Genomic DNA, 18,362 nt, shown 5'->3' on the forward strand with positions numbered 1-18,362 from the left:
CAGACCGTTAAAGATAGAGATAGAAATAAAGGACACAATGGATAGTGAAAAAGTGATTAATGAGATAGAGAGAGCGAATAATGAAATAAAATTTCTAAAAGATTATATTATGGAAATAACCTTGGCAGAGGGAGTTGTTGAGCATTGGGCTCATATAGAAGGGGAGGTTATAATTAAGCTAGACAAATTATACAGACCGTTAAAGATAGAGATAGAAATAAAGGACACAATGGATAGTGAAAAAGTGCTAATGCATGCTGATCTTCTCTAATCATTTGCGGAAACACCTCGAAGATATAAGAAACTATATGAAAGGGTTTAACGATATTGACCCACTCGGTAGTGAAGTGCTATCTTTCCTTGAGAGGGTAAAAGGAACACTACAAGTTCCGAATACACGCTTAGGAGAAATTGAAAGATGGAGAGTGATTATCCACTTTAAATCTTGTGCTAAAATAAGATACATTATTGCCAAGAACAAGAATAATGAGTTAATATTAGTCACAGCCCATCCAGATCCTGATGCCGATAAATATATTGAATTTTAAACTTAATTATCTGAAAATTTTAGGATATAGTAAAAACAGAATTATTATATAAATTACAAATTAACCATATATAGCTAAATTTATGGCGTCGTTAAATGGATATAGAGATGTTATAGCATTCATCAATATCCAACTTATTGACGTACTAGGTTTGGCTAAATCTAATGTTGGAAGAACTGTTGTCTTCTCTCGTAGTTGACCTCGTTCCATAGTTTAGCTGAAGCATCAGCTAATTTTCTCAATTTCCTCTGTTGTGCTCCATTAGGGAATAATCTGACAGTTACAGTGCGGAGGTAATGGGAAAAATCGGCTCCCGCTCCTCATAGAGAAGTTGACCAGAAGGGAGTTCCATAGGAAGAGGTGGGAAAAAGAGTTTAAAAACTTTTATCCCGCCTTAAAAGGTTTGCCGTTCTTTTATCAAATAGTAAAATATTTGCGAATTAACACTCTGATTAACCTTACAATGCGATGAAAGCCTAGCCATTCATGGCGGGGAGAAAGTCAGAAAAGGCTAAAAAGTCATAAAAATATCTAAAATATTGCTAGATAATACCATATATGGGAATGTATAACCTTCAAAAATTATTTGAGTGTAAGGGAGATGTGCGATCTAATCTAAAGCCGTATTATGTAAGATAGCCAAAGACTTACTTTATAACTTCCTCATGTATATTATAATTGGGGTGCTTTCCTTTGTACCGATCATCTGAGAAATACCTAAAAGAACTTTTCGATGAAGTGACTAACGTGATAGCTCAATATAGTAATGATACTCAAAAGATGCTCAAAAAACTTGAAGAGACAATAAACAAGTATGGTGTTGTTTTACACATTGACGTAAATGAAGATGAATATATTCTCATAAACTTTATACTTGGTAGATCAAAATATAAAATAAAGATTGGGGATGGTAATTTACTGTTGTTAAATGAAAGAGGAAGGGTATTATTAGAATACGTAATCTAATTTTTCCATGATTCTATATACTGTCGGTCACTCAAACAGGACTTTAGATGAGTTAATTGAGTTATTATTAGAGTATAAAATAGGCCTACTGGTTGATGTCAGAAGATGGCCTAAAAGTAGAAAATTTCCACATTTTAACAAAGAGAACCTAGAGAAACAACCCATTGAGTACATTTGGTTAGAGGAATTAGGAGGCTATAGAAAATTTGGTAAAGACGTCAATGATCTAGGAATAGCTAAATGCTTCCAGAGTGAAGGCTTTAGAGCTTATGCTACTTACATAACGACTTCTGAAAAAGCTAAAAACGCATTAGACAATTTACTAAAACTAGCTAGTACGAGAAATGTAGCAATAATGTGTGCTGAACGCCTACCTTGGAATTGTCATAGGAAGATTATTTCCGATTGGTTTTACGCTAAGGGATTTAAAGTAATTCATATAATAGATAAAGAGCACATAATAGAACACAAATTAAGTAAATGTGCATCAATTAGGGATAATCAACTAATATATTTTTAGATAATACGTAACTTATGATAATTAGTTTTCATAGCCTTAAGGTTGCTCTTTCAATTATCCTGATGTAAATGAGCAGGTTCATTAGCCTCGCTTAAATCCCTCTATCTAATACTGATCTCAACATGAAATTCTTCTAGCTGATAAATGGAAGGCAAGCCTTTTAAGGCAGGGGTGATATTTTTGCAAAGGACATGGAGGGAAGTCAAAAAGGGGTAGTGAGAGTGTGCCCTTCTCCTCAATACGAGCCTAAGGGGGTGAGGGAAAAGGGGCAAATCTGGCTGAACCATAGCTGGACGAGTGGGGTAAACACACCTATTGGAAGTGATGAAAATGAATAAACCCATTAATAGCCCTAAGGGAACCTTTATCGCGGAAAGTCAGAATCCCATTTCACGTGTTATTTAATAAATTTGTTTAGATTCTAGACATCTCTATTTACAAAGTCGAGAGAAGCCTCGTCATTTATAATAGTGAGGAAGTCAATTATAAGTAGCTTTAGCACTTATCTTTTGCCCGTTAGAGAGTAAAAGTTCTATACTATACATAGATCCTTTAGATAAGACAAGGGCTGTCTTGAAGTTAATAATAACATCATTTATTCCCACCTTTAATTCACTTGGGGTTATGTCATTAGTCGTCAACTCCGATCCCACTAATGTAGCACTCAAAATTTGTAAAGGATGCTGAGAGTAAATTGATAATCTAGCTATCCCGCTACTACTTAGTGTTCCGGAAACTATCTCGCTAATAGTTCTTACTTGTTGGCTACCATATTGTTCACTAACAAATCCCCTCTGTTGTAGCACTCCGCTCTGTTGCAGTACTTCCGGGCTAGTATTGAGAATATTTGTAGGCTCCTTTAAGTTAGAATACAAGGTAATGAAACCTATTAGATCTAATGTGTAACCTACTGAGCTTGACAATATTCCTATAAATATACCTATGATAGTTATAGTTAGATTGATAATGGATATGTGTATAAGTGATGCGAACTCCGGTGAAGTAAGGTAAACTATTACAGATCCGACTAAGAAGAGAATTGATGCTGATGAAATCATCAGACCAGCGTTCCTTACAGAACTGTTGAAATATATCCTACCTAAGGCACTAAAATTTAAGCCTAATATTATGAATCCTACTGAACCGACTACAAAGCCTATCACTCCTAAAATTATTCCTATCGTAAGTAAAGTTTGAGCTATATTCAGAAAGTAGATACTTGAAAAAGACGTTACTACACCAGCTAAGATCACTACTCCTCCTATGAGGATAACATTTAAGGAATAGATACCACCTCTAACGTCCTTCTTACCTGAGGCTATTAGCGAATAGAATCCCTTAATTGAATTCCAGTAAAACATGAAGAATAAGGAAAAAAGGACTATAATTCCCGATAGTAGTATTCCTAAAAATAATAGCCCAGATGAAAAGGGAGATATCAAGGAGGACGACCCAGACTGTTGAGATAATCCAGTTGCCAGAGCACCAGCTAAACTAGTTTCAATCAGAGCACCGGCTAAACTAATCTCAATAAGTATTGGTATAGGTAATACCACTCCTAGGATTAGTAAAATAAGGTAAAATAATGAGCCCTCTTTAAGTTTTTCTATACCAGAAATTTCAATGCTCATTTCTCACACAAAATAACTAATAGAATACTCAAATAAATCTTTTTATGCAACAAATTCATAGTTAGTGATTTATTTTCTGCAATATAAAGCTAATTCGTGAGACTGGGGATAGTTTACAACAACTTCCTCTCTCCCATATTTGCAGGAGGAGGGGCTGTCCACGCTTATGAAGTAATCTCTAGGCTAAAGAAAAGTTTCAAAATAATATACTATCCATCTAGTACAGTTTTCATTTGGGATAAGGATAAGTTAGAGGAAAAGGCTAAAGAGTTAAGAAGAAATGGGATAGAGGTCGTTGACGAGTTCTTTTCCCTTCTTGATAACTATACTAAATATTCATCAATGTTAAGGGGTGTTAAAAAGTTTTTAAACCAAGAGAAATTAGCCTTAGAGATATCTAAGCAATATGATGTAGATAAGGTAGATTTTCTATATGAACCAGATCATACCTCATTCGACATCTTTTATTTAGGGAAAAAGAGAGAGTTCGGTTTAACTCTACATGTACCCTTATTTTATGATGATTCTCTACATTATTTGAAAAGATTAATGAAATTCTACACGTTTAATCCTTATACTGGTAAAGGCTTCTATACGAGGTTTTTTTATAACCAATATGTCAAGAGAAAATATATTAGACTTCTAAAAGAGATTAAGCCAACCTTCGTCGCTGGAGTATCTGAGGGTCCCTTAGCAGATACCAATTTAAACAAGTTTGGAATAAAAACTGAACTTCTAATACCGGGTAATGCATTTGACCCCGAATTATTAAAATATAGGAATAGGGGTAAAGAGGAGTATATCATTTTCTGGAGTAGGTTAAACCAGGATAAAGGTCTGCCAGAGCTACCAGATATCTTGAAGATGATGAGCAGAAAGGTCAAGCTAATTATAGCAGGAAAGTTTTTCGACAGATACAACGAAAGAGTCTTTTGGAATAAAGTTAAGAAATATGGATTAGAAGTGGAGTACCTAGGCTTTTTACCCAGAGATAGGTTAAATGAGGTAGTATCTAAGGCGAAACTATTTATCTATCCATCACATGTAGATGGCTTCTCCCTAGTAGTTTTAGAAGCCTTAGCCTTAGGAACCCCTGTTATAGCTTATGACATTCCTGCAATAAGAAGCGTTTACGGAAGATTAAAGGCTGTTAAAATCGTTAAAGAATTTGATAAAGCGAGAATTGCAGAAGAGGCTTCAAAGATTTTATCCCTGAGAGAAAAGGAAATTGAGGATTTAATGAACGATGAAGAGTTAATGAGGTTCTTAAATCTTTACTCAAGTTGGGATAACGTAGCTAGTGCTGTTAAAAAAATAATAGAGAAATATTCTTCTAGTTAATTATTAAATTGAAATTCTATCTCTACTATTATTGTAAAATTTTCTCTTGCTTTAAAAAATGAGGAAAACTTAGCCATTTATGGAGTGTAGGAAGTCAAATGAAACAGTGGAACTTATAATTCTATACATGATTAGCTAAAGGTTAAAAAGCTTTAAAGTTACGTATTATATTTCTATTAACGTGGTAAGAGTTAGTAATGAGGAATTACAGAAAATTTATAATGATCTACCAAAATTTTATGATAGGGCTAACGCTTTAGTTTCCTTCTTTAAGGATGTAGAATGGAGAGCAACCCTGGTAAAATATATATCTAATTACTACCCCGATACAAGAAGAATATTAGACGTCGCAAGCGGTAAGGGTGAACTATCTTATATCATAAATAAAATGATCAAAGGTGAAACGATCATGGTAGATTATGCTGAAAATATGTTACTAAACTCTTTTGTTAAAGCAGACCGAGTTCAAGGGTCCTTCTATAAATTACCGTTTAGAGATGAAAGTTTCGATTGCGTAGTAAGTAGCTTTGCTTTACACTCTGCAGACGATATTGGGGAAGTGGTAAAAGAAATGGCTAGAGTATCTAGAGGTTGTGTTGGAGTGATAGCGATGGGAAAATCAGATAACATGGTGTATAGAAAGTACGTATCGTTTTATTTAGGCTATATTCAGCCTTATTTAGCGTGTTTAGTTGGAGCTAAATCGAGGGATTATAAATACATTTTCTACATTTATCAAAGGATACCCACAAATACCCAATTGAAAAATACTATAAGCAAAATCCTTAACCTAAAGATCTTTGAAGAAAAAGCTCTTGGAACAGTATACATATTTTTAGGTTCAAAACGTTAATCAGTCCAACATTAAATCCTTAAATCGTTTTTACGACAGTAAATCTATTATGAGGCTTGTTTTAGCAACTAATTTTGACGATTCCCTCTTGGAGAAGGTTAGGAATTATCCCGTTAAGTACATTTTTGGGAGCCAAACGAAAAGTATAACTGGTCATGGTAGGGCATCCTTCATATTACCTAAAGTAGACGATGAGAGGTTAAAGGAACATATAGACATAGCTCATTCTTATAACATAAAATTCCTTTATACTATGAACACTGCTACATTGAATGGTAAGGAGTACTCGTCTACATTTCTAGAAAGTTTAAAGAAAGAAGTAGACAAATTAATTAATATCGGAGTTGATGGTTTTATTCTAGCTCTTCCATTTCTAGTTTATTACATTAAGAAGGAGTATCAAAATATAGAAGTTTCCATCTCATCCTATGCTAGGGTACATAATATCAGGGAGTTTGAGGAATACGTTAATATGGGAGCTAACACCATAATCGTGAATGAAGATGAGAACAGAAATTTTAAGCTGTTGAGGAGCCTAGTATCTAACTTCAGATATAGGGCTGATATTGAACTGATACTTAACAACTCCTGTCTATGGGGATGTCCATACAGACTATCTCATGATATTGTATCATCAATAACTTCTTCCCATGATGGTTTAAACAACGTGTGGTTCGAGTATCCTATACTGTTTTGTGCAACGGAAGTTAGGAATGACTTGGCAAACATAATAAGGATGAGGTGGATTAGACCAGAAGACTTATCATTTTACGAGAACATTGGAATAGATAGGTTTAAGATAGCTGGCAGAAATAAGAAAACTGAATGGTTAGTAAATGTAGTAAAAGCTTATGTTGAGAGGAAATATGAGGGTAATTTATTAGATATTGTAAGCTACCCTCAAGGTAGAGCAGTGCCAAAAGTAATGAGAAAGGTTAACGGACCTAATTTTTACGATATACTTGAAAAAGTTATCGTGGACAATACGAAATTTCCTAGGAATTGGATCACGTTCTTTGAACATAACGACTGTACTAGTAGAAGCTGTGAGGAATGTAAATATTGCGATATAATAGCGGAAAAGGTAATTACGATTAACGGTAAGTCACTTTCTGAAACTAAATCTGAGAAAGTCACTCCTCCATTAGAACTAGTTCCGAGGTTCTCCCAAAATGGTTAAACTAAACGATTACGTTAGAGTGTTAGAACTCGTAGAGCCTAACTTTTTCGGAAGAATCTTAAATCATAACGTTGTCATAATCGATAAGGGGCCTAACGGAGGTCTTATGATGATAGATACTAGCTTGCCGGAGAATCTGGATAACGTAGAAAAATACTTAGGATCATGGGGGTTCTCCATTGCAGACGTATCAGACATAGTTTTAACGCACTTTCATCCAGATCACTTCGCAAACGCTATGGAAATCAAGAAAATAGCAAAGGCTAAGATATATGCTCATGAACTCGAGGAACTAACTATTTTAAATGACGTAAACTATAACGAAGTTAAGCAAGAGTTTAACGTCAGTGAAGAGGAGTTCAAGTTAACGATGAAGAGGATAAACTCTATGCATTACAAAATACCTGAAATCGACGTTCATCTAAAAGGAGGAGAGGAGTTAGGTCGTTTTAAGGTAATCCATACCCCTGGGCATACAAAAGGTCACATAGTTTTGTACAATAAAGAGGTTTTAATAGCTGGAGATGCGATAAGAAATTATAACGGACTTAAGCCACCTATAAAGTTCTTCTCTTGGAATTATGAAAAGGCTATAGAGTATTTTAACTATCTACTTAATTTGGAATACAAATACTTAGTCCCTTATCATGGTGAGGTGATAAGTAAATGTTAGCCCCTTATGTCGTAGTTTGGGAAAGTACAAAGGCTTGTGATTTCGCTTGTAAACATTGTAGAGCGAAGGCAATTCCGAACAGACTACCTAATGAGCTAGAGGAAAAAGAAGTGTTTTCATTAGTAGACGACCTATCCAGTTTAGGAGTGAAGATCTTCGTGATAAGTGGAGGCGATGCATTAAAGAGAGATGACATCTTTGAGATAATCCAATACTCATCTAAGAAGATAAACACTGCATTATCTCCGAGTGGGAGTAAGATAGATATAAACATTGCCAAAAAACTAAGGGACGCTGGGGTCTCTATAGCTTCAATAAGTGTTGATGGACCAGAAGAGATTCATGATGAGTTTAGAGGAGTTAAGGGCGCATTTGAGATAGCATTGAAAGCAATCAACTCATTCAAGCAAGTCGGTATTCAAGTTCAAATAAATACTACTATAAGTAAGTATAACATTAATCACTTAGAGAAGGTTAAGGAGACAGTATTATCACTTAACCCAATTTATTGGGATATCTTCGTATTAATTCCAGTTGGAAGGGCGACTAGTGAAATGATGATAACTCCAGAGGAGAACGAAATGCTTATGAGGAAAGTTTATAATTGGAGGCATAAGGAAGGGATTAACGTAAGGATGACCTGCAACCCATATTATATAAGAGTATCAAATGAATTAGGTAGAAAACCACTACCGCCTGATACCAAATACGGGAGGAGAAGTATTGAAGGAGCGAGAGGCTGTATGGCTGGAAATGGTTACGCCTTTATATCCTATGACGGTACAGTTTATCCTTGTGGATTCTTACCCATACCAGCTGGGAATATAAAGTTTAAGAAGTTCAGTGAGATCTATAATGAATCACCAATCTTCAATTCACTAAGAAATCCTAACTCACTTGAAGGAAAGTGTGGAATATGTGAATACAGAACAGTTTGTGGAGGGTGTAGAGCTAGATCTTATTCATTAACTAAAGATTATCTAGCCGAAGATCCCTTCTGTTTATATACACCAAAAAGGGTGAGGTTAGCTTGATAAGTATTTCCAGGTTAGTTAATGGTAGACCAGAAAAAGCAGATGAAATAAGGTACTCTGGTAAAAGAGACTACTATCCAAAAGTACTAGTGTTCAACGTAACTAGAAATTGTAACTTAAAATGTGTTCATTGCTACTCTAACTCTGGCTTATCCAGATTTCAAGATTTACCACTATCAGCTTGGCTTAATGCAGTGAAAAAAGCAGCTGAAATGGGTGTAAAACACATTCTATTATCCGGAGGAGAACCATTAGATAGAAGGGACTTAAGTTCAATAGCTAAGGAGGCATATGACTATGGAATCTCAGTAGAGCTATCAACAAATGGTACTATGCTAACAAGGGAAAGAGTAGAGGAGTTAAAGAAGTATGTCAGTTACATAGGAGTGAGCATTGATGGACCAGAAGAAGTTCATGATAAGTTTAGGGGAGTTAGAGGAGCATTTAAGAAGGCAATGGAAGGCATAAGATTAGCTAAGCAAGCCGGAATAAAGACCGGTCTAAGGTTTACGATAACTAAACTGAATTATAGATACGTTGATTTCGTGTTTGATATAATGAAAAAGGAGGGAATTAATAGGGTTTGCTTTTATCACCTAGCATACTCTGGTAGGGCTGATATGAGCTTAGACATTGATAACAAAACTAGGTATGAAGTTGTGAACAAGATTATTGAGAGGAGTAAAGATGGGGAAGTGTTAACTGCAGATAATCCGGTAGATGGAATATTAGTATACATAAAAACTGGGTTTAGTAACGAGGTCCTTGAGTTATTAAAGAGGAATGGTGGAAACAAGTCTGGAGAGAGAATAGCAGATATAAGCCCAGAAGGAATTGTTTATCCGGACCAGTTCACTCCAATACCCATAGGTAACATTAATAATCTTAAGGAGATTTGGGATAAGCCAAATGACTTAGTTGGAAAGTTAAGGGAGAGATGGAAGTACGTTAAGTGTTCCCATTGTCCCTTCTTCACTGTATGTAACGGCGGTTTAAGGGGAAGAGCATTGGTTGCTAAAGGAGATTTATGGGAAAAAGACCCTTCATGTTATTTAGACGAGATCTTAAAATATCTTGAACATTCCCCTCAACATTTTCACTATAACATAAACGAAAATAATCATCATAACGGTGAACATAACTATTCCAGTTAATATCTCTTGAGTAGGAGCGTATGGCGAAAAAGTATATGCAGCGTTGGAGTATAATGGAAACTCAACTAGAAATAAAACTGCTAAAACGGAATCTGCGCTCATCCACAATATAAGCAAAAAGACCTTCAGTGCATAAGAGAATTTATTAACACTTAAACCTCCCAGAATCCCAGCTAAGAATAAGGTTACGTCATTGCCGATCCTCCAGTCTACGTAAGCACTAGCTAAGTTGAAGAATAATGGTATATGCCAAAATGTTGCGATAACTATGCTAGGCAAAACGTAAAGTATCTCCCCTCTCAAAATCTTATATGCTATGATAAAACCAGAAATGTATAATAAGTAATGAGATAACATGAATAACCATTCGTATTTGAACTCCATAATTTCAGTATAAGGATTGACTGCTAAGATTAGGAGAATTATTGGTAGAGATAAGTTCTTGATATTGACTTGATCCTTGAGAAGTTTCATATATTTATATTAGATTTAATGAATTAAAAACATTCGTTACAAAACGAGGAAAGCCTTCCCTTCAAGCAGGAGGGATTCAGGTATTTATAATGGGCGTTATTGAGGTAGACTTATATGAAATCAGCTCTGAATTATGCGTGGACAACAATTTCGTCCAACTGTAAAATTTTTTACTTATGCAAGAGTCTATTGTGGAAGAATATTTTCAGCTAGCTATTGTGTTTCTCGTTAAGTTAGGTGAATGCTAGGAAATCAAACCCATACTCGTGCCAATAAATAACTCTAAAAATACTTTTCCATCTAAAGAAAATTCAATTTATATCAAAACAACCAAATTGTTGCCCACACAAAGAATCGTATCAAATCAAGAAGTCCTGTGAAACACAAAAATTGTTTCTTTAGAATCCTGCACGATAATCCTCCTCCCAGCCTAAAGGACATGCTGAGGTATTAAAAATGTGTTTTTAAAATAAAAAATCATTATGCTAAGTTCTCCAACTTCTCTAATATGCTTTCTTCTGCTGCTCTGTAGACTATTAACTCTCCTCTTCCATTTAGGGAGAATAATTTACTCAACGCATCTTCATTCAGATATTTCATGTTTCCAAGTTTTAATATAGCGTTCCTTATTTCACCATTCTTTACAATACCTACTAATTTGAAGTTGTCTCCCTTAAGCAATAAGTACACTGAATCTAACCTTAATGCATCTTTAAGCTTTAGTATTAACTCATTCATATCTCCACTAATTCTCATAACCTCTGTTAGGTTGTATTGTATGTTAGGTCCTAATTTCGGTAGGTAATAGAAGAAGTGTTTAGTTATCAAGTGCTCTGCCATATTTCCGTACCCCTTAGCCCTCTTCGTATAAGCCTTTCTTCGGAATACGTCAAAGAATGAAGAGGAGTACTCCACTACACACCTAGCGTTTAAGATATCATCTTTAGTTATAAAGGAAAACGAAATTTTCAGATTTCCATCGTCACTTGAAAATCGATACGATATCTCATCCATTATTAACTGTGGTCCTTCTAGAACACTATCTATTGCGTAAAGATTGCCCTCTTCATCTTGATATAAGAATGCTGCTTTAAACTTATTTGCTGGATCAATAGCATCCCCTTGAGGAACAAAGCTTTGTTTTTTATTATCAAATACCTTATATAACGTTATATGACCAGAGGCACCAGAGAAGATGTAGGGATCGGTTAGTACGTTAAATATTGAACCCCTACTTGCCTTAATTTTCAAACTTCCGTTGTATTCTTCCTTCATGAGCTAGTAACAGTTTTTATATTTTTAAAGTTTTCGTTGAAATAATCAAGATTTAGAAAGTTTAGTTTTAAGGAATAAGAGACACAACATTACTCTTCAATTCATCTATATAAATTTATACTTCAGTTAAAGTATTTATAGTGTATTTCATAAATATCATACAAATGATCAGCATGAATTATACTTATGACAATAAATTAAAAGTATATATTTAGCTTTTACTCTTTTTTAAAATAATTACCCAAATTTGCTAAAGAAGCTTCGATTTTCACAAATTATCCTTAACTGACCTCTTCTCCGCCCTAAATGACGAGGCTTTCCTCAACTTTGTAGAAGAGCATTTCTTAAGGTCTTTCCTCAACTTGTAAATCGTTTATACGAGATTTTAAAAGGACTTGCCAATTAGAGTATCTGACAAAGGAAAGACAAGCCTCGGGGTAAAGTTTTTAGTGAAGGAAGATTATTGAGGGAAGCTAAAAAAGGGGTAATAAGAACGTGTCCTTCCTCCTCAATATTAGTCTCGAGGAGAGTGGAGTAAGGAAAAAGGGATAGAGGTTGAACAATTGCTGGACGAATGGACGTTAAAGCCTACTAGCTATGAAGTGATGAAGGCGGTAATCCAGTGAACCGCCCTAAGGGGTAAAGGTTAGCTCTATCCTCTCTAATGTTTGCTACTCTTTTATCAAGAAACTTTTATTAGTCAATCAAAAATTTCACTACACTCTCTACAACTTTTTAGGAGCCGTATAAAAATGAAATGTACCCATACTTAATAAGCAAATCTGTGAACGAGGGCACAATGTCTTATCTTTTCGTAATTAATAGTGAGAGTAATCCTTTAGAAAGTTATATGGTGAGAATCCAATATACCCAAGGCAATTTGAGGGCTAGCTGTAGCTGTAAAGGATTCGCAATAAGAGGTAATTGTAAACACGTAAAATTAGCTTTAAGGAAGATCTCACGATACTAGCTCTTTCAAAATCCTTCGCAATTCTTGGAGTAACAATTCACGATCTCCATTAATAATCTTGTTTATCTTCTCGTTATCTATTTTAAACACCTTTACTCCAGCAGGAACATCGACATTGTCTACGTTAGATATTATAAACTTGACCACTTCATTATTGGTTTCCTCATCCCTCTTTATCCTCGAAAACTTCATCACATTTTTTAACTCTTTACTATCTATACTGTTCCTATTACTAATCTTAATATCTCCGATGTAAACCTTATTTTTAGTCCTAAAATAAATATCTGGAATAACTGTTTGGTTATCTGGATTTACCATTTTCTTTCCCTTATCATGAACGTATTCAATACCAAATTGTTCTCTTAAACTATTTATACCATCCCTAATTATACCCTCCAACTTCTTAGATACCTCTTGAGGACTTTCTATGCTTGGAAGACCACTTAAGAACCCTTTTATACACTCAGAAGATGATCCAACACAGTTATGGAGAGCCTCCTCATACCTCTCCCTAGCATTTATTAGGATTTCGTTAACGGTCTTACTTCCCTTCACAGCATTTGCCAATACATCAGCGTATTCTTCACAATAGGCACTTAAAATTCCTCTTACCTCATCGTCATTTATTGGGGGTGAAAGATTAATCCTTAAAGCATCACTCTCTAGTCTTCTCCTTATTGCACCATCAGTTATTGATTCAAGAACATCTGGGATTATAGTTAAGACGAGTTTAAAGTTCAAATTAGAATTTAAAAGTCTGTGTAAAGGCTTTATTATCCCCTCTACGTTCCTAGTCTCGTCAATTAGCAATACAACGCTCTTTCCTAATCTACTTATATCATCAATCAAACTTATCATATCATCTATACTATCAGAGTAAGAGTTACAGTAAATCTTGAATACGTGAGCGTAATCATCGTTATAATCACGTTTCTTGCATCTTATTTTTAACCACGCGTTAAATTCCTTGAATAGTTTAGCAGATCCTCTGTACCCTATGTTTTTCCTATTTTTATACAAGAAACCATATGCCTCTTCTCTTAGCCTATCCATATTAATATTTTTCCAAAATTCCTCAACTAAGTTATCCTTACCAGCTAGGTCCATGAAGACTACATGAAAACCACTATTAGCTAATCTATCTTTTAGGGATAGAAGTAAAGCAGTCTTTCCCATCCCCGGATCGCCTACGATGACCCCTACCCCAAACCCACTCTTTATTATAATACTTTCCAACTCCTTAACACCCTCGACCCACCTCCTTCCACCCAATTTAGGCTTAGTATTCCATTGCGTCACAGTATACTCGGGGAATTCACAAACCATTAAGATCACCTCTTCTTTATAATGCCATAAAGAACTCCATGCAAAATCATTCCCTCTTGTCCACCTTGTATTAGTTCATAATTTTTCATAATGTGTTCCCTAAAGCGTCCATAAAATTGCTCTTCCGTCATCCCCAATTGCTTCCTTATATTATCTAGTCTAGCATATCCAAATGAGTCCTTAACGTCTTCATATATTTTATCGAAGTCCTTTTCAGTCTTACTATTTCCAAAGTAAATCTCCAAAATTTCTAGGAGCGCTTTTTTAATTATACTTTCTAGCCCTTTTTCCAAAGCCTCTTGTACTACTTTTTTAATTATACTTTCTAGCCCTTTTTCCAAAGCCTCCTCTCTTTCCTCCCTCACCTCCTTAACGAAATAATATCTTTTAGTCTTTCCCTTAGTCTTCTCTTTTATTGCACCTTTTTTAATTAAATCATCTAATAACTTCTTTACTTCCTCTCTTTTTCCCTCATCAGCCTTAGCACGAACACTTATACCTAATTTACCATATATTACGCTAATAGTTACTCCATCCTTATTTGAACCTTTTATAATTTCTAAAATCTTATCTTCCTCAATCTCAGTCATTTATAATCTATAAGTCTGTCACATTTAAAAATTTTCACGTTATTATAAGTAATGCCAATATTATAGCAATTAGTAGAATCACAAATGCAAATGTAGCATTTTCGTAAGTTTTTGGTCTAAACGTATTTTTTGCTAAATCCCTCTCATTCCTTAAATAATTATATAAACCATAAGCTATCACGATACCTCCCAAAATTATCATTATCTCTCCATATAATACTGAGGCACCATTAATGCTCTTTTCTCCCCTTAAAATTTCTAAAAATAGCGCAAATTTTGCTATAACAAACCCAAATCCTATTAACGCTATCCCTGTTCTAATCCACGCTAAGAAAGTTCTCTCATTTGCAAAGTGATCTGAGGGCGATGGCATTAATAGAATTAAACACGTATGAGATTATAAGTACTAGTTTCTTACCTCACTAGAGTTTGTCATTCTATATGCCGAGAGATAAGACTCAAGAGAAAAAAGCAGTAAAGCCTAAAAACACTCAATTCAAATGGGACTACAACCAGTATGTCTTCATGACGTCATTATATCCACCCTAGTTATTGTTGCAATGATGAATCGTCTCTCGACTCTCCCTTAATCGATGAGGAGAACTCTCGTCATTTATGGCAGGGAAAATTTTGCTGAAAAATTATTCTTGCTGAAAATCTACTTCCATTAAGTCAATCCCAACTTTATCCAAACTACTTAACCAGTCAATGAATTTCTTGACATTCTCTCCTTGAAATATTGAACCATGCTGTGGAGCTATTATATCTATTTTTAAATCCTTAATCCTCTTTAGCCATAGATCTATAGCCTTTCTCGTAGCTATATAACGCTTATGAAAGCCTTCCATTAACTTCTTGTGTTCATCGAAATTCTCGACAAAGAGGTACCACTTACCCTCTGGAAATACTGCAGCACCTAGATCACCAGAGAAGTAAATTTTAGCTCTAGGGTCGTAATAGTGAAAGTTTCCCGGAGAGTGCATGAAATGGGCTGGGATAGCCTTTATTATTATATTATTACACTTTATATCCATGCCTTTATCCGGTATGTCAACAATCTTAATTCCTCCAACCCCTATATGTGGTAAAAATCTCTCCCACAACGCTGAAACGTAAATTTTAGCCTCTGGAGATACATCGAGCCATAAGTTTAAGGAACCTATAACATCAGGGTCTTGATGGGAGTAAAGTATTGCAATTATGTTGTTAGGATTAATAAACTGTTTAACGTTCTCATAAACTCTCTCAAAGACGAAATATCCTCCTGGATCTAATAATACTCCTTTATCTCCATCAACTATTAAATATTGGTTCGTTAAAATCCCTTTTTCGTACTCGGACTCATCTAACCCTAACCATACGAACTTATGATCCTTATCCTCAAAAATGACATAAGGTTTGTGAACCTTAGTCATTGTAATACCTCCAAAGCCTTCGGTGAGATCATAACGTAAATGTTGAGTTTAAATTCTCCCACAAGCTTATTTAGTACCTCCTCTTCTCCAAAGTACTCCTTATTGTTATCTAAGATGTAAACTCCCTTTAACTCACCATTTATCAGCAAAACCCTGAAAGTAGAGGAACCTGTCCCGGAAACGTATATAACTGGATATTGTGCATATTGGGCGACTATTTGTTGTAAGTAATCTACCAATCCTCCTTGAGTAACCGTTACCTCTTCCGTGTCAATTAACTTAGACTTGATAATTAGTTTTGTTAAATACGACATCTTAGCCAATTTATGAGAGTAGTCCTCAAGTTGAGGTTGAACTTCGTACCTTGATATCTCTTTTTCTATACCCTGCCTTAACTCACTTAGTATATTATGTAAGGCATTACCTACAATCCATTCCTTCTCGCCAGAATATGCTATGGAAATCCTTACCTTATCATCGTTTTCAACAGTGAATAGGATCTTAAATGTATTCCCTTTTTGATCAACCAATTTATATTCTATGATCTTATCTCCAAAATAGCCTGGTTTAATACTGAATTTAGACTCAAAGGAGAACAATAGGAATCTACTGAAGCGAAATTTTACGTAAGTATTGTTTTCTACGCTAACTACGTTAGGCAGAATTGATATGAGGTTTTGTATATTCTTAGCCCAACTCAAGATTAACGCATTCTTTTTCCCTTCTATTGTGAGTGAATCAGTCTTCATGAAATATTTTATAGACGTCTCTACGTATTAAGTCTTTCTATATAAGCTTTTGTTAAACCATTTTTAACGGCGTTAATTATATACATTGTTTAGTAAAAAAGTGGGTAAAATATAAATTTATTAAAACTAAAATGACTTATATGAACGAAGAAAAATTAGGCTGAGTTATATTTTAATTATATATAAGATTATCAAAGGACTTATACGTAATTTTTATAGTCGTTAAACAATTTTTATGCAATATGTAGTCTAGATAATAATCTCTTTGAAGACTCGCTTCTTATTAATTGGACTTATAATAGAAATAACAATTTTGTTTAAATAATCTGTAACCACCTCTAGTGTAGTTATTTCTTATCTATACGTAGGTCGTTTAACTTATTTGCTCAACACAATGCTTAAAGTTCAAACTTAATGCTTCTAAAGCTATTAGTCCCTTCTTACTGATAGTATACTTATCTCCAGACTTCTCTATGTATTTATCCTTTTCTAGTTTGTTTAACACCCTATACGCAGTAGACTTACTCAAATTCATCTTACTCGTAAACAGATCATGTATATCCTTACTACTCAAGGGCTTATTTACTAAAGCTCTAAGTAAATCCAGATCCCTATCATCTAAATCTATACCCTTAAAAATTGACATATCTATCTCAAATCTGTCACCTTTCTCGTCGTAAACTACAGCAATTCCTTCCCTATTCATCAATAAGAATGCTCCAATTAATATAATGTTTAGCTCAACAGCCTCAGGTGTTAGCACTAGTTCGTAATGATTCCCATTTGAGTTTGTCTTTATCCATTTTATAACGTCAATGATGGATAGCATAAGGTCAGCGTTTAACTCAATGACTTTCTTGTTTACCTTTATGCCAATAATTTTCATGAAATGTTCTAAGGTAGACGTATCAGTGTTAGCGTAGGTCAATACCTTAATCTCTTTAACGTTCTTAGTGTAATACACCTCTTTAAAAATATAGTCCATACTGTTGATTAATGGAGTGATGATAATTACCATCTTAATCACCCCTCACTCTTACTCTTCCAAACCCGTTTCGTCTAGATGATCCAATTCCCTTTGACGCAACGCTCTCCAATACTTTATAAACGATATCATCCTCGTTCGTGAGGGAATATCTGAGTTTTCCGACAAGTCCTATCACCTCTTTTCCGGCATAAACCACCTTTGCGTATTTAACGATAGATGGGTCTTCCCAAAGTAAATGGTCTAGCCTATTTAATAAATAATTTAACTTTTCCTCACCCCTCTTAAGCCCAGTTACGTCAATTAAATTGTTAAAAAAGACAACAGACGGTCTATTAGTAAATATCTTTCTCTTGCTCTTTATGAAGGGATTCACTAGTAAAGCGGGAGTTAAGACTTCTAGTTCAATCTTCTTATATCCATCAATCTCAATTTCACTCACTACAACGTCTTTAACTCTCCAAAGTGTGTTGAACACTTTTCTATCTTCCAAGTGAGCTAATGCCATAGTAACACTATCCTCATCTCCACCAACCTCAAAGGAGTAAAGCTGACTTGGAAACACTTCTAGATAGGTTGGAACTTCAGAGTACTTTATAAAGTATTTACCCTTATATTTTAACGGAGATATTGCAACGTTTTTGGGGTTTATTAAGAGCGTTTTGCCGACCTTACTGG

The 18,362-nt window shown here is 34.8% G+C and carries 22 protein-coding genes and 1 pseudogene; 12 read left to right on the forward strand and 11 right to left on the reverse strand.

Annotation, left to right across the window (positions count from 1 at the left end):
- A pseudogene (locus DMP16_RS10845) lies at positions 1–271 on the forward strand (hypothetical protein); the annotation flags it as partial.
- Positions 255–548, forward strand: coding sequence for a hypothetical protein (locus DMP16_RS02775; protein WP_069281309.1), 294 nt, complete (start codon positions 255–257; stop codon positions 546–548). The pseudogene DMP16_RS10845 and the gene DMP16_RS02775, both read left to right, overlap by 17 nt.
- Before the next feature lie 60 nt (positions 549–608).
- On the opposite strand, the gene DMP16_RS10850 is transcribed toward DMP16_RS02775, so the two are convergent.
- The gene (locus DMP16_RS10850; RefSeq protein ID WP_185957803.1) at positions 609–758 is read right to left on the reverse strand and encodes a hypothetical protein; all 150 of its coding nucleotides are present in this window, start codon (positions 756–758) and stop codon (positions 609–611) included.
- Between the two features lie 483 nt (positions 759–1,241).
- Here DMP16_RS10850 and DMP16_RS02785 point away from each other — a divergent pair, with 483 nt between their 5' ends.
- The 3 genes from DMP16_RS02785 (at position 1,242) to DMP16_RS10855 (ending at position 2,372) form a co-directional block, all read left to right on the forward strand.
- Positions 1,242–1,514, forward strand: coding sequence for a hypothetical protein (locus tag DMP16_RS02785; protein ID WP_143576875.1), 273 nt, complete (start codon positions 1,242–1,244; stop codon positions 1,512–1,514).
- Between the two features lie 7 nt (positions 1,515–1,521).
- Entirely contained in the window at positions 1,522–2,034 is a 513-nt protein-coding gene (locus DMP16_RS02790) for a DUF488 family protein (RefSeq protein ID WP_083216319.1), read from the forward strand.
- A 191-nt stretch (positions 2,035–2,225) separates the two neighbouring features.
- A complete protein-coding gene (locus DMP16_RS10855) occupies positions 2,226–2,372 on the forward strand; it encodes a hypothetical protein (protein ID WP_156770039.1) in 147 nt (48 codons plus the stop codon).
- A 141-nt stretch (positions 2,373–2,513) separates the two neighbouring features.
- Here DMP16_RS10855 and DMP16_RS02795 read toward each other — a convergent pair whose 3' ends face one another.
- Positions 2,514–3,665, reverse strand: a complete 1,152-nt coding sequence (locus DMP16_RS02795; RefSeq protein ID WP_069281307.1) for a DUF973 family protein — start codon at positions 3,663–3,665, stop codon at positions 2,514–2,516.
- Positions 3,666–3,761: 96 nt separating this feature from the next.
- Here DMP16_RS02795 and DMP16_RS02800 point away from each other — a divergent pair, with 96 nt between their 5' ends.
- The 6 genes from DMP16_RS02800 (at position 3,762) to DMP16_RS02825 (ending at position 9,900) form a co-directional block, all read left to right on the forward strand.
- Positions 3,762–5,006 (forward strand): glycosyltransferase family 4 protein, encoded by a 1,245-nt coding sequence (locus DMP16_RS02800; RefSeq protein WP_069281306.1) that lies wholly within the window; start codon positions 3,762–3,764, stop codon positions 5,004–5,006.
- 169 nt (positions 5,007–5,175) lie between these two features.
- Positions 5,176–5,859 (forward strand): class I SAM-dependent methyltransferase, encoded by a 684-nt coding sequence (locus tag DMP16_RS02805; RefSeq protein WP_069281305.1) that lies wholly within the window; start codon positions 5,176–5,178, stop codon positions 5,857–5,859.
- A 49-nt stretch (positions 5,860–5,908) separates the two neighbouring features.
- Positions 5,909–7,039 (forward strand): peptidase U32 family protein, encoded by a 1,131-nt coding sequence (locus DMP16_RS02810; RefSeq protein ID WP_069281304.1) that lies wholly within the window; start codon positions 5,909–5,911, stop codon positions 7,037–7,039.
- Complete coding sequence (locus tag DMP16_RS02815) at positions 7,032–7,712, forward strand: MBL fold metallo-hydrolase (protein ID WP_069281303.1); 681 nt, start codon at positions 7,032–7,034, stop codon at positions 7,710–7,712. The genes DMP16_RS02810 and DMP16_RS02815 overlap by 8 nt, the downstream gene beginning before the upstream one ends.
- Positions 7,706–8,746 carry a radical SAM protein gene (locus DMP16_RS02820; RefSeq protein WP_069281302.1) on the forward strand — a complete coding sequence of 347 codons (1,041 nt, stop codon included), beginning with the start codon at positions 7,706–7,708 and terminating at the stop codon, positions 8,744–8,746. Before DMP16_RS02815 ends, DMP16_RS02820 begins: the two co-directional genes overlap by 7 nt.
- Positions 8,743–9,900 (forward strand): radical SAM protein, encoded by a 1,158-nt coding sequence (locus tag DMP16_RS02825; protein ID WP_143576876.1) that lies wholly within the window; start codon positions 8,743–8,745, stop codon positions 9,898–9,900. Before DMP16_RS02820 ends, DMP16_RS02825 begins: the two co-directional genes overlap by 4 nt.
- Here DMP16_RS02825 and DMP16_RS02830 read toward each other — a convergent pair.
- Together DMP16_RS02830 and DMP16_RS02835 are read right to left on the reverse strand one after the other, a co-directional pair.
- A complete protein-coding gene (locus DMP16_RS02830) occupies positions 9,811–10,374 on the reverse strand; it encodes a DUF1404 domain-containing protein (RefSeq protein WP_069281301.1) in 564 nt (187 codons plus the stop codon). The two genes, DMP16_RS02825 and DMP16_RS02830, sit on opposite strands and share 90 nt — an antisense overlap.
- A gap of 480 nt (positions 10,375–10,854) precedes the next feature.
- Positions 10,855–11,649: a hypothetical protein gene (locus tag DMP16_RS02835; protein ID WP_143576877.1), complete on the reverse strand. Its 795-nt coding sequence runs from the start codon at positions 11,647–11,649 to the stop codon at positions 10,855–10,857.
- An 850-nt stretch (positions 11,650–12,499) separates the two neighbouring features.
- Between DMP16_RS02835 and DMP16_RS11605 the strand changes: the two genes are divergently transcribed.
- On the forward strand, positions 12,500–12,619 hold the full coding sequence (locus DMP16_RS11605; protein WP_342764246.1) for an SWIM zinc finger family protein: 120 nt from the start codon (positions 12,500–12,502) through the stop codon (positions 12,617–12,619).
- Here the strand turns inward: DMP16_RS11605 and DMP16_RS02845 are convergent.
- The 7 genes from DMP16_RS02845 to DMP16_RS02875 form a co-directional block, all read right to left on the reverse strand.
- Positions 12,608–13,945, reverse strand: a complete 1,338-nt coding sequence (locus DMP16_RS02845) for an ATP-binding protein (protein WP_069281299.1) — start codon at positions 13,943–13,945, stop codon at positions 12,608–12,610. The genes DMP16_RS11605 and DMP16_RS02845 overlap by 12 nt on opposite strands.
- Positions 13,946–13,950: 5 nt before the next feature.
- Positions 13,951–14,535, reverse strand: coding sequence for a BlaI/MecI/CopY family transcriptional regulator (locus DMP16_RS02850; RefSeq protein ID WP_083216317.1), 585 nt, complete (start codon positions 14,533–14,535; stop codon positions 13,951–13,953).
- Between the two features lie 34 nt (positions 14,536–14,569).
- The gene (locus tag DMP16_RS02855) at positions 14,570–14,908 is read right to left on the reverse strand and encodes a DUF202 domain-containing protein (RefSeq protein ID WP_069281298.1); all 339 of its coding nucleotides are present in this window, start codon (positions 14,906–14,908) and stop codon (positions 14,570–14,572) included.
- A 268-nt stretch (positions 14,909–15,176) separates the two neighbouring features.
- On the reverse strand, positions 15,177–15,950 hold the full coding sequence (locus DMP16_RS02860) for an MBL fold metallo-hydrolase (RefSeq protein WP_143576878.1): 774 nt from the start codon (positions 15,948–15,950) through the stop codon (positions 15,177–15,179).
- Positions 15,947–16,699, reverse strand: a complete 753-nt coding sequence (locus tag DMP16_RS02865) for a hypothetical protein (RefSeq protein ID WP_143576879.1) — start codon at positions 16,697–16,699, stop codon at positions 15,947–15,949. The genes DMP16_RS02860 and DMP16_RS02865 overlap by 4 nt, the downstream gene beginning before the upstream one ends.
- 373 nt (positions 16,700–17,072) lie before the next feature.
- On the reverse strand, positions 17,073–17,717 hold the full coding sequence (locus DMP16_RS02870; protein ID WP_143576880.1) for a hypothetical protein: 645 nt from the start codon (positions 17,715–17,717) through the stop codon (positions 17,073–17,075).
- Position 17,718: 1 nt separating this feature from the next.
- A partial coding sequence (locus tag DMP16_RS02875; RefSeq protein ID WP_143576881.1) for a CRISPR-associated endoribonuclease Cas6 occupies positions 17,719–18,362 on the reverse strand: 644 nt, incomplete at its 5' end.

Source organism: Sulfolobus sp. B1, assembly GCF_007050195.1.
In the GTDB taxonomy this organism is placed as follows: domain Archaea; phylum Thermoproteota; class Thermoprotei_A; order Sulfolobales; family Sulfolobaceae; genus Saccharolobus.

Excerpts from the sequence above, each read along its gene's own strand:
- DMP16_RS02795 (WP_069281307.1), bottom strand. The coding sequence starts at position 3,665 with ATGAGCATTGAAATTTCTGGTATAGAAAAACTTAAAGAGGGCTCATTA.
- DMP16_RS02845 (WP_069281299.1), bottom strand. The coding sequence starts at position 13,945 with ATGGTTTGTGAATTCCCCGAGTATACTGTGACGCAATGGAATACTAAG.
- DMP16_RS02820 (WP_069281302.1), top strand. The coding sequence starts at position 7,706 with ATGTTAGCCCCTTATGTCGTAGTTTGGGAAAGTACAAAGGCTTGTGAT.
- DMP16_RS11605 (WP_342764246.1), top strand. The coding sequence starts at position 12,500 with ATGGTGAGAATCCAATATACCCAAGGCAATTTGAGGGCTAGCTGTAGC.
- DMP16_RS02810 (WP_069281304.1), top strand. The coding sequence starts at position 5,909 with ATGAGGCTTGTTTTAGCAACTAATTTTGACGATTCCCTCTTGGAGAAG.
- DMP16_RS10855 (WP_156770039.1), top strand. The coding sequence starts at position 2,226 with ATGGAGGGAAGTCAAAAAGGGGTAGTGAGAGTGTGCCCTTCTCCTCAA.
- DMP16_RS02850 (WP_083216317.1), bottom strand. The coding sequence starts at position 14,535 with ATGACTGAGATTGAGGAAGATAAGATTTTAGAAATTATAAAAGGTTCA.
- DMP16_RS02830 (WP_069281301.1), bottom strand. The coding sequence starts at position 10,374 with ATGAAACTTCTCAAGGATCAAGTCAATATCAAGAACTTATCTCTACCA.
- DMP16_RS02775 (WP_069281309.1), top strand. The coding sequence starts at position 255 with ATGCTGATCTTCTCTAATCATTTGCGGAAACACCTCGAAGATATAAGA.
- DMP16_RS02790 (WP_083216319.1), top strand. The coding sequence starts at position 1,522 with ATGATTCTATATACTGTCGGTCACTCAAACAGGACTTTAGATGAGTTA.
- DMP16_RS02855 (WP_069281298.1), bottom strand. The coding sequence starts at position 14,908 with ATGCCATCGCCCTCAGATCACTTTGCAAATGAGAGAACTTTCTTAGCG.
- DMP16_RS02835 (WP_143576877.1), bottom strand. The coding sequence starts at position 11,649 with ATGAAGGAAGAATACAACGGAAGTTTGAAAATTAAGGCAAGTAGGGGT.
- DMP16_RS02870 (WP_143576880.1), bottom strand. The coding sequence starts at position 17,717 with ATGGTAATTATCATCACTCCATTAATCAACAGTATGGACTATATTTTT.
- DMP16_RS02815 (WP_069281303.1), top strand. The coding sequence starts at position 7,032 with ATGGTTAAACTAAACGATTACGTTAGAGTGTTAGAACTCGTAGAGCCT.
- DMP16_RS10850 (WP_185957803.1), bottom strand. The coding sequence starts at position 758 with ATGGAACGAGGTCAACTACGAGAGAAGACAACAGTTCTTCCAACATTA.
- DMP16_RS02865 (WP_143576879.1), bottom strand. The coding sequence starts at position 16,699 with ATGAAGACTGATTCACTCACAATAGAAGGGAAAAAGAATGCGTTAATC.
- DMP16_RS02860 (WP_143576878.1), bottom strand. The coding sequence starts at position 15,950 with ATGACTAAGGTTCACAAACCTTATGTCATTTTTGAGGATAAGGATCAT.